Source organism: Azospirillum melinis, from assembly GCF_013340935.1.
GTDB lineage: Bacteria > Pseudomonadota > Alphaproteobacteria > Azospirillales > Azospirillaceae > Azospirillum > Azospirillum melinis.
On the sequence record NZ_WHOS01000034.1, the window covers coordinates 65,199 to 74,256 of the forward strand.

At 67.7% G+C, this 9,058-nt stretch carries 10 protein-coding genes; 5 read left to right on the forward strand and 5 right to left on the reverse strand.

Features of this window, described 5'->3' with window-relative positions; all coding sequences use genetic code 11:
• Positions 1-6: 6 nt before the first annotated feature.
• The 4 genes from GBZ48_RS22875 to GBZ48_RS22890 are packed head-to-tail and all read right to left on the reverse strand — an operon-like array spanning position 7 to position 3,148.
• Complete coding sequence (locus tag GBZ48_RS22875) at positions 7-453, reverse strand: acyl-CoA thioesterase (RefSeq protein WP_174473110.1); 447 nt, start codon at positions 451-453, stop codon at positions 7-9.
• A gap of 36 nt (positions 454-489) precedes the next feature.
• Positions 490-1,692, reverse strand: a complete 1,203-nt coding sequence (locus tag GBZ48_RS22880) for an acetyl-CoA C-acyltransferase (RefSeq protein ID WP_174473111.1) — start codon at positions 1,690-1,692, stop codon at positions 490-492.
• 29 nt (positions 1,693-1,721) lie between these two features.
• Positions 1,722-2,669: an SDR family NAD(P)-dependent oxidoreductase gene (locus GBZ48_RS22885; protein ID WP_174473112.1), complete on the reverse strand. Its 948-nt coding sequence runs from the start codon at positions 2,667-2,669 to the stop codon at positions 1,722-1,724.
• Positions 2,666-3,148, reverse strand: a complete 483-nt coding sequence (locus GBZ48_RS22890; RefSeq protein ID WP_174473113.1) for a MaoC family dehydratase — start codon at positions 3,146-3,148, stop codon at positions 2,666-2,668. Before GBZ48_RS22890 ends, GBZ48_RS22885 begins: the two co-directional genes overlap by 4 nt.
• Before the next feature lie 274 nt (positions 3,149-3,422).
• Here GBZ48_RS22890 and GBZ48_RS22895 point away from each other — a divergent pair, with 274 nt between their 5' ends.
• Positions 3,423-4,064, forward strand: a complete 642-nt coding sequence (locus GBZ48_RS22895; protein ID WP_174473114.1) for a TetR/AcrR family transcriptional regulator — start codon at positions 3,423-3,425, stop codon at positions 4,062-4,064.
• A 72-nt stretch (positions 4,065-4,136) separates the two neighbouring features.
• Here the strand turns inward: GBZ48_RS22895 and GBZ48_RS22900 are convergent, their stop codons facing one another.
• On the reverse strand, positions 4,137-5,771 hold the full coding sequence (locus tag GBZ48_RS22900) for an AMP-binding protein (protein WP_174473115.1): 1,635 nt from the start codon (positions 5,769-5,771) through the stop codon (positions 4,137-4,139).
• Positions 5,772-5,964: 193 nt separating this feature from the next.
• Between GBZ48_RS22900 and GBZ48_RS22905 the strand changes: the two genes are divergently transcribed.
• The 4 genes from GBZ48_RS22905 to GBZ48_RS22920 all read left to right on the forward strand — a co-directional run.
• A complete protein-coding gene (locus GBZ48_RS22905; protein ID WP_174473116.1) occupies positions 5,965-6,705 on the forward strand; it encodes an enoyl-CoA hydratase/isomerase family protein in 741 nt (246 codons plus the stop codon).
• A 40-nt stretch (positions 6,706-6,745) separates the two neighbouring features.
• Positions 6,746-7,972, forward strand: coding sequence for an ABC transporter substrate-binding protein (locus GBZ48_RS22910; protein WP_109047160.1), 1,227 nt, complete (start codon positions 6,746-6,748; stop codon positions 7,970-7,972).
• A gap of 97 nt (positions 7,973-8,069) precedes the next feature.
• Positions 8,070-8,834, forward strand: coding sequence for an ABC transporter ATP-binding protein (locus GBZ48_RS22915; protein ID WP_174473117.1), 765 nt, complete (start codon positions 8,070-8,072; stop codon positions 8,832-8,834).
• Positions 8,827-9,058: ATP-binding cassette domain-containing protein (locus tag GBZ48_RS22920; protein ID WP_174473118.1), on the forward strand; the 232-nt coding region annotated here is incomplete at its 3' end. The genes GBZ48_RS22915 and GBZ48_RS22920, both read left to right, overlap by 8 nt.

Below are 9,058 nucleotides of genomic sequence, written 5' to 3' on the forward strand. Positions count from 1 at the left end.
AAGGGGTCAGGCGGTTTCGGCCGGCACGACCAGCCGCCCGAGCACCGTGCGGAGCGTCTCCGGCAGCGCCGCCGGGCGGCGCGTCTCGCGATCGACGTAGACATGCACGAAATGGCCGCAGGCCGCCGGGGTGGGGTCGTCGTTGCGGAAGAGCCCGACCTCGTAGCGGACGCTGCTGGTGCCCAGCCGCGCCACGCGCAGCCCGGCCTCGACCCGGTCAGGGAAGCTGACCGGCGCGTAGTAGCTGCAGCCGGTGTCCACCACCAAGCCGATCACCGGGCTGGTTTCGATGTCGAGCGCACCGTTCTCGATCAGGTACTGGTTCACCACCGTGTCGAAGTAGCTGTAGTAGACCACGTTGTTGACATGGCCATAGGCATCGTTGTCCATCCATCGGGTCGGGACGATCTGGAAATGGGGGTAGGAGGCGCGGGTGTCGTGCTTGCGGTCCATGAGGGTTCCTCCCTGTCTCTGGTTCGTTTCGGGGGCTCAGGCGACTTCGAACAGGCCGGCGGCGCCCATGCCGCCACCGACGCACATGGTGACGACGACATGGCGCACGCCCCGGCGCCTGCCCTCGATCAAGGCATGGCCGACCAAGCGGGCGCCCGACATTCCATAGGGATGACCGACGGCAATGGCACCGCCGTTGACGTTCAGCCGCTCGTCAGGAATGCCGAGCCGGTCGCGGCAGTGGATTACCTGCGCGGCGAAGGCCTCGTTCAGCTCCCACAGCCCGATGTCGTCGACGGTCAGGCCGTGCTGCTTCAACAGCTTCGGCACCGCGAAGACCGGGCCGATCCCCATTTCGTCCGGGTCGCAGCCGGCGACCGCGATGCCCCGGTAGAGGCCAAGCGGGTGCAGGCCCCGGCGTTCGGCCTCCGCCGCCTCCATCAGCACGCTGGCCGACGCCCCGTCCGACAGTTGCGAGGCGTTGCCGGCGGTGACGAAGCGCCCTTCCCGGATTTGCTGGCCGTCGCGGAACACCGGCTTCAGCGCCGACAGCCCGGCCAGCGTGGTGTCCGGCCGGTTGCTCTCGTCACGGTCCAGCGTGACCGTATGGTGGGTGGTTTCGCCGGTCGCCTTGTCGAGACGGGTCATGGTGGTGGTGATCGGCACGATCTCCGAGTCGAAGCGCCCGGCGTCCTGCGCCTCGGCGGTGCGGGCCTGGGAGCGGGCGGCGTAGGCGTCCTGAGCCTCGCGCGGCACGCCGTAACGCGCCGCCACGATCTCCGCCGTCTCGATCATCGCCATGTAGACGTCGGGGCGGTGCTCGACCAGCCAGGGATCGCGCCATCGCTCGACGTTCATGCGGTCGGTCTGCACCAGCGACAGCGATTCCAGCCCGCCGCCGACCGCCACGGTCATGCCGTCGACGACGATTTGCTTGGCGGCGATGGCGATGGCCATCAGGCCGGAGGCGCATTGCCGGTCCACCGACTGCGCCGCCACCGAGGTGGGCAGTCCGGCGCGCAGCGCGCATTGCCGGGCCATGTTCATGTGGGTGGCGCCCTGCTGCAGCGCGGCGCCTAGCACCACGTCGTCGATCTCGGCGGGATCGATCCCGGCGCGGGCGACGGCATGGGCGATGGCGTGCCCGCCCAGCGCCTGCGCCTGGGTGTCGTTGAAGGCGCCCCGGTAGGCTTTGCCGATGGGCGTGCGGGCGGTGGATACGATGACGGCTTCTCTCACCGGTCTTCTCCTTGTCTCGGCCGGTTGGCTCAGCCGGCGGCGTCCGCCGCGCGCTTCAGGATGCGGTCGACATGGCTCAGGCCGGCGTCGATCTCGTGCTGGCGGTCGAGCGAGGCGATCCCGGCGAAGCGGGCAGCCACGGCCTCCGGCGTCCGTTCGCCCTCGGGCAGGAAGACGCCGTCCGATTCGACGATGGCGAGCCGGGCGTAGGTGCCGGCGCCGGCGAGAATCACCGTGCGGCTCGGCGCCTGCTCCGACACCAGGAACAGCGCCGCCGGGGTGACGAAATCCGGGTTCAGCCGGGCCAGCGCCGTCTCGTCGAGGATGTCGGAGGTCATACGGGTCGCCGCCGTCGGGGCGACCGCATTGACGTGGATACCGTTGCGGATGCCCTCCAGATGCAGGACGTTCATCAGCCCGACCAGCCCGGCCTTCGCCGCGCCGTAGTTCGACTGGCCGAAATTGCCGTAGACGCCCGAGGTCGAGGTCGTCATCAGGACACGGCCATAGCCCTGCGCCCGCATGATCGGCCAGACCGCGTGGGTGACGTTGGCCGCCCCCATCAGATGCACGTCGACGACCGAGCGGAAATCCTCCAGCTCCATCTTGGCGAAGCTCTTGTCGCGCAGGATGCCGGCGTTGTTGATCAGCACGTCGATGCGGCCCCAAAGGCCGAGGGTGCGCTCGACCATGGCGGCGACCTGCGCCGGGTCGGTGACGTTCGCGCCGTCGGCGATGGCCTCGCCGCCCCGGCCGCGGATCTCCGCGACCACAGTCTCGGCGGCGGTCTCGGCGGTGTCGGGGGCGCCGCGGCCGTCGCGCCCGCCGCCCAGGTCGTTGACCACCACCCTGGCGCCGCGCGCCGCCAGTTCCAGCGCGTAGCCGCGCCCCAGCCCGTTCCCCGCCCCGGTGACAATGGCGACCCGCCCGTCGAAGCGGATGCCGTCGGGATCGATTCCGTTGGATTGAATGCTCATGCTGCGTTCACCTGTTCTTTCAAGAGGGTCAGGATGATCCAGTCGGCCGCCAGTGCCGGCTTTCCGCCGCCTTCGATCTCCACCGTTACCGCATAGCGCGCGACCAGTTCCCGATCCGACCGGCGGGTTGCCTCGCTCAACACGAAGCGGGCGCGGACCCTCGCGCCGGACTTGACCGGGGCGAGGAAGCGGACGCGGTCGAAGCCGTAATTGATGACCATCGCCTCTCCGGCGATCGCCGGCAACACGCCCTGGCCCATCGCGGTCAGCAGCGACAGCGACAGGAAGCCATGGGCGATGGTGCCGCCGAAGGGGGTTTCGCGGCTTGCCCGTTCGGGATCGACATGGATGAACTGGTGGTCGTCGATGACGTCGGCGAAGGCGTCGATGCGCGTCTGGTCGATCACAAACCAGCGCGACACACCGATCTCGCCGCCGGCGCGCAGCTCCAGATCCCCGGCGGAAATGGGTTCGTTCATTGGGCGCGTTCCCGTGGTCGTTTGGGCCGTGTTCATGTGGGCCATATCCGTCTGGCCTTCGGTTGGGTGCGCCCGCCGCAAAGTTTGCTTGCGTCACGCACAAAAAACCTACCAAGTAGTATGTGAGCCTGCCCGCTCTGTCCAGGCAGAAATGTTGCCTGTGGGATGGATTGGTCCTAGCTTCGCGTAACCGGCCGCTGCCGGGGTGCCGCGAGGGGACGATGTGGGCGGAACGGGTTGACCGCCGACGAAATTATCGAGTTGGAACTGGACGATGAGCAGTGAAAAGAGCCAGCTGTCACCCCGCATCGACAAGACCGGGAACATCGATATCCTAACCGCCGCTGCCGAATGCTTCATGGAGCAGGGATATCACGCGACGAGCATCGATGACGTGGCGCGGCGTCTCGGCGCTACGAAGGGGCGCATCTACCATTATTATCGCTCGAAGACGGAGCTGTTCTTCGACGTTCACCGCGAGGGAATGCGGCGCAACTTCGAGGCCGTCACCCCGGTGATGAAGGGGCCGGAACCGGCGGCGGCGCGCCTCAGCGCCATGTTCCGCCAGCACGCCCTGTCGATGATGGAGAATCTCGCCCTGGAGGCGGTGGTCGTGCAGGGGGTCGAGATGCACCGCTTCGGCGCCACGACGCCCGAGCAGCGCCGCACGCTGGCCGAGCTGATGACCGTGCGCAACGACTTCGAAAGCCTGTTCAAGCGGGTCGCCTATGAGGGGGTCGAGGACGGTTCGATCCGCACCAGCGACGTGTCGGTGGCGGTCAAGGTGGCGCTGGGCGCCATCAACTGGCTGTCGATCTGGTACCGCCCCCGTCCGGCCGAGACCCGTGACGACCGCGAGATCCTCGCCGACAAGATCGTGGGTTCGATCATGCAGGGACTGAACGCGCCGGGATGAGCGAAAGCCCTTTTCCCATTGCGGGAGAGGGGGCCTCCGCCATCGTTGGAAACCCGAGCGTTCGACCGCCTCTCAGCCGAGCCTTTCGCGCTTGAGGCGGATGCCCGCGGCCTCGCGGTCCCAGCAATCCTCCGTCAGACCGTCGGCGCGCAACATGTGCTTCTGGAGCTTGCCGCTGGCCGTCTTGGGCAGTTCCTCCACCACGCGGACATAGCGCGGCACCATGTAGTGCGCCACCCTGGCGGCCAGGAAACCGACCAGTTCGGCAGGGTCGATCGCAGCGCCGGGGACCGGGGCGACGACCGCCAGCACCTCATCCTCGCCGACGTCGCTGGGCACGGCGACCGTCACCGCCTCGCGCACCGCCGGGTGGGCGCAGATCTCCGCCTCCAGTTCGAAGGAGGAGATGTTCTCGCCACGGCGGCGGATGACGTCCTTCAGGCGGTCGACGAAGAAGAAGCGGCCGTCCGCCTCCATGCGGAAGGCGTCGCCGGTGTGGAACCAGCCGTTGCGCATGGACGCCAGCGTCGCTTCCGGATTGCGGTAATAGCCGGAGCCGAGCGCCCAGGGCCGGTGCGAGCGGATGATCAGTTCGCCGACCGTGCCCGGTGGCAGTTCGGCATCGTTGCCGTCGACCACCCGCAGCTCGAAGCAGGGTCTGGCGCGGCCGCACAGGCCCGGCACCATCCCGTCCGGTCCGGCGGTCCGCGGCCCGGCAGTCAGCGGGCTGGCGATCTCGGTCATGTTGTAGACGGTGTGGAGTTCGACACCGAAGCGCGCGCCGAATCGGGGGGCGTCCTCGCCGAACGGGACGATGAAAACCTTCTTCAGAGTATGGTCGCGGTCCCGCGGATCCGGCTGCGCCTTCAGCAGGAAATTCGCCATGATGCCCAGAAGCAGGACCACCGTGCTGCCGGTGTCGCGGATCGACTCCCAGAAATCCGGCGTCCGGAACTCCGGAACCATTGCCAGGGACCCGCCCTTGCCCAGCATGCAATAGACGTAAAGCGTGCTGCCGCAATGGAAAATCGGCCCGCAGATCATGCAGCGGTCGTCCGCCGTGATGCTGTCGAAGGCGTCCGGCCCCATCGTGTAGATCTGCACATAGGAGGTCACGACACCCTTGGCCGCGCCGGTCGTGCCCGACGAATACATGATCGCGTGGGGGTCCCAAGGCTGGATCGGCCGGTCGAGCGCGAGGGTAAGATCGGCGTCGGCCGGGGCATCGACCAGCGGCGCGATGGTGACGCCGGGTAGTTCCGGCGGGTCCAAATCCGCCGTGCCGACGGTCAGGATCCTGACCAGGGGCCCGCGATCGATCTCCGCCAGACGGCCGATCAGGGCGGCATGGGCGATGAGGACCGTGGCGCCGGCATTCTCCAGCATATGCTCCAGCGGGCGCCCGCGGCTCGCGGTGTTGAGCGGCACATAGACCGCGCCGAGATAGTTGATGGCGAACCACGCGGTCAGCAGATCCGGCCCGTTTCCCATCCAGCACAGCACATGGTCGCCCTGGCGGACGCCCTGCGCCCGCAGGGCCGCGGCGCGGCGGCGGACACGCTCCAGCGTCTCGCGGTAGCTCCAGCTTTCGCCCCGCCAGAAGGCGACGAACACCGCGTCGGGCTGCCGCGCGGCCTGACCTTCCAGAAGATTGCGCAGCACGCACTCCTCCGCCGTGGGGATCCGCGCCCAATCATCGCCATGCATCGCCGAAAACCCTCCCTGTTCTTTTCAAACCCTGTCCGGACCACGGGCCTCGCGCCCGTGATGGCTGCTGCCGTCCATATGTTTGCACCGCCAATCAAAAGATTGCAACATACTCGGTAGAATGTTAGGCAGGAGACATCAACGATAACCGCTGGCGGCGCCGGCGAAGCCCCGGTGGGGAGGAGCAAACGGGATGAGTGTTGTTTCAATCGAGCATGCGGACGGGGTGGCACTGGTCCGCTACGACCGCGGCGGGCGGGCCAACGCCCTGAGCGCATCGGCGATGGAGGAGTTGACCGACGTCGCCCACCGCCTGCGTGCCGACACCACCTCGCGGGCGGTGGTGCTGACCGGCACCGCCACGGTGTTTTCCGGCGGCATCGACCTGTCCGATCCGCTACTCTGGCCTACCGGCGCGGATGTGCTGGAACAGCACGCTGCGGTCGAGCGCGGGCGCGCCCTGTGCGATGCCTGGGCGGCGCTTCCACAGCTCACCATCGCCGCCGTCGAGGGGCCGGCGGTCGGCGGCGGCGGCGTGCTGGCGCTGGCGCTGGATCTGCGGGTCTTCGGACGGGGCGCGCATTTGCGGCTGCCGGAGGCCCGGCTCGGCTTCAACCTCGCCTGGGGCGGCTTGCCGCGTCTGGTTTCGCTGGTCGGTCCGGCGCGGGCCAAGCGGCTGCTGTTCACCGACCTGCGGGTCGATCCGGCGCTGGCGCTCGATTGGGGCCTGGCCGACCTCGTTGCGGAGGATGGCGCCGCGGTTGACGAAAGCCTGCGGATGGCGCGCGACGCGGCGGCGGTTCCGCCGCTGGCCCTGCGCATGACCAAACGAGCCATCGACGCCCAGACCGACCAGATGCGGCTGGCCCATGGGGACAGCGACCAGTTCCTGCTCGGTCGCCTGCTGCGTGACGCGGCGGCAGCCAAGGGCTGAGACAATTCTTCAAATCAACCGGAACCGGGAGGACAAACGCATGAAGACGCTCAAGACCGCTCTGCTTGCGGGCATCGCCGCCTTCGCCTTGACCGGCGCATTGGCCGGCACGGCGCAGGCGCAGATCTCCGACAATGTGGTGAAGATCGCCGTGCTCGACGATATGACCGGCATCTATGCCGACCTTGCCGGACGCGGTTCGGTGGTCGCCGCGCAGATGGCGGTGGAGGATTTCGGCGGCAAGGTCAAGGGCGCGCCGGTCCAGCTCGTCTTCGCCGACCATCAGAACAAGGCCGACATCGCCGCCAGCGTCTCCCGCCAATGGATCGACCGCGAGCAGGTCGACGTGATCGTCGATGTCGGCAACTCCGCCGCGGCGCTCGCGGTGCAGGAGGTGACGCGCGAGACCGGACGGGTTCACCTGAACTCCACCGCGGGCAGCACCGAACTGACCAACGAGAAATGTTCTCCGACCGGTGTCCACTGGACCTATGACACCTACGCGCTCGCCAATGGCGCCGGCCGCGCCCTGACCCAGCAGGGCAACAAGTCATGGTTCTTCATCACCGCCGACTACACCTTCGGCCGCAGCCTGGAAACCAACACGGCGAACGCGGTGAAGAAGGCCGGCGGCGAGATCCTGGGCACCGTCCGGGCGCCGGTGGCAACGCCGGATTTCTCCTCCTTCCTGCTTCAGGCGCAAGCGTCGGGTGCGCAGGTGGTGGCGCTCGCCAACGCCGGCGGCGACTTCGTCAATGCGGTGAAGCAGGCCAACGAGTTCGGCCTGACCCAGGGCGGCCAGAAGATGGTCGGCATGCTGGTCTTCCTGACCGACATCGACAGCCTCGGCCTCGACGTGACCAAGGGAATGATCATCACCACCGGCTGGTACTGGGACACCGACGAGCGGACGCGGGAATTCGCCAAGCGCTTCGGCCAGCGCCATGAGGGCAGGATGCCGACCATGGTGCAGGCCGGTGTCTATTCGGCGGTGTTGAACTACCTGAAGGCCATCGACGCCAGCGGCACCGACAAGGGCCTGACCGTGGTCAACCAGCTGAAGACCATGCCCATCGAGGACATGTTCGCCCGCAACGGCAAGGTCCGCGCCGATGGCCGCATGGTCCACGACATGCACCTCGTCGAGGTCAAGAGCCCGCAAGAGTCCAAGGGACGTTGGGATTATTACAGGATTCTCAGCACCATCCCCGGCAATGACGCCTTCCTGCCGCTGTCCGAAAGCAAGTGCCCCCTCGTGAAGGGCTGACGGACGGAGACGGGAATGGACACCCCGGCCGGCGATCCCGCATGGAATCGGCGGCCGGGGCTGCACGACCGACGAACGGCAAGGGATCGCACCGCCGATGACCGACGACATCATCCTGGAAGCGCGCAACCTGACGAAGGAGTTCAAGGGGTTCGTGGCGGTGAAGGAGGTGAACCTCCAGGTTCGCCGCGGCACCATCCACGCGCTGATCGGCCCGAACGGCGCCGGCAAGAGCACGGTGTTCAACCTGCTGACCAAGTTCCTGACGCCGACGCGTGGCCAGATCCTCTACAAGGGCCGTGACATCACCCGCACCAAGCCGGCCGACATCGCATGCAAGGGGCTGGTCCGCTCCTTCCAGATCTCGGCCGTGTTTCCGCACTTGAGCGTGCTGGAGAATGTCCGCGTCGCGCTGCAACGGCCGCTCGGCACCAGCTTCCATTTCTGGAAATCCGAATCGTCGCTCCATGACCTGCACGGCCGGGCACTGGAACTGATCGAGGCGGTCAACCTCACTCCCTGGGCCGGTCACACCGCCGCCGAGCTGCCCTATGGCCGCAAGCGCGCGCTGGAGATCGCCACCACCCTGGCGCTCGACCCGGAGGTGATGCTGCTCGACGAGCCGCTGGCCGGAATGGGCCATGAGGACATCGAGGGCACCGCGGCACTCATCAAGCGCGTCGCCGCCGACCGCACCGTGCTGATGGTGGAGCACAACCTGTCGGTCGTCGCCCATCTGTCGGACACCATCACCGTGCTCCGCCGCGGCGAGATCCTGGCGGAGGGACCCTACGAGGTCGTCTCCAGGAACCCGCAGGTGATGGAAGCATATATGGGCACGGGGGGGACCGGACATGCCTGACGGCGCGATGACCAAGACTGCGATGCTGGAGATCGCCGACCTGCACGGCTTCTACGGCGAGAGCCATGTGCTGCACGGCGTCTCGCTGGAGGTACGGCAGGGCGAGGTGGTGACGCTGCTGGGCCGCAACGGCGCCGGCAAGACCTCGACCATGCGCGCCATCATGGGGATCATGGGCAAGCGCACCGGCTCCATCCGCTTCCAGGGCACCGAGCTGATCGGCA

What these genes read in the sequence shown, in the direction of transcription:
- GBZ48_RS22875 (WP_174473110.1), bottom strand. Translation starts at nt 453, where the DNA reads ATGGACCGCAAGCACGACACCCGCGCCTCCTACCCCCATTTCCAGATC.
- GBZ48_RS22910 (WP_109047160.1), top strand. Translation starts at nt 6,746, where the DNA reads ATGAAGACGCTCAAGACCGCTCTGCTTGCGGGCATCGCCGCCTTCGCC.
- GBZ48_RS22915 (WP_174473117.1), top strand. Translation starts at nt 8,070, where the DNA reads ATGACCGACGACATCATCCTGGAAGCGCGCAACCTGACGAAGGAGTTC.
- GBZ48_RS22900 (WP_174473115.1), bottom strand. Translation starts at nt 5,771, where the DNA reads ATGCATGGCGATGATTGGGCGCGGATCCCCACGGCGGAGGAGTGCGTG.
- GBZ48_RS22885 (WP_174473112.1), bottom strand. Translation starts at nt 2,669, where the DNA reads ATGAGCATTCAATCCAACGGAATCGATCCCGACGGCATCCGCTTCGAC.
- GBZ48_RS22895 (WP_174473114.1), top strand. Translation starts at nt 3,423, where the DNA reads ATGAGCAGTGAAAAGAGCCAGCTGTCACCCCGCATCGACAAGACCGGG.
- GBZ48_RS22905 (WP_174473116.1), top strand. Translation starts at nt 5,965, where the DNA reads ATGAGTGTTGTTTCAATCGAGCATGCGGACGGGGTGGCACTGGTCCGC.
- GBZ48_RS22890 (WP_174473113.1), bottom strand. Translation starts at nt 3,148, where the DNA reads ATGAACGAACCCATTTCCGCCGGGGATCTGGAGCTGCGCGCCGGCGGC.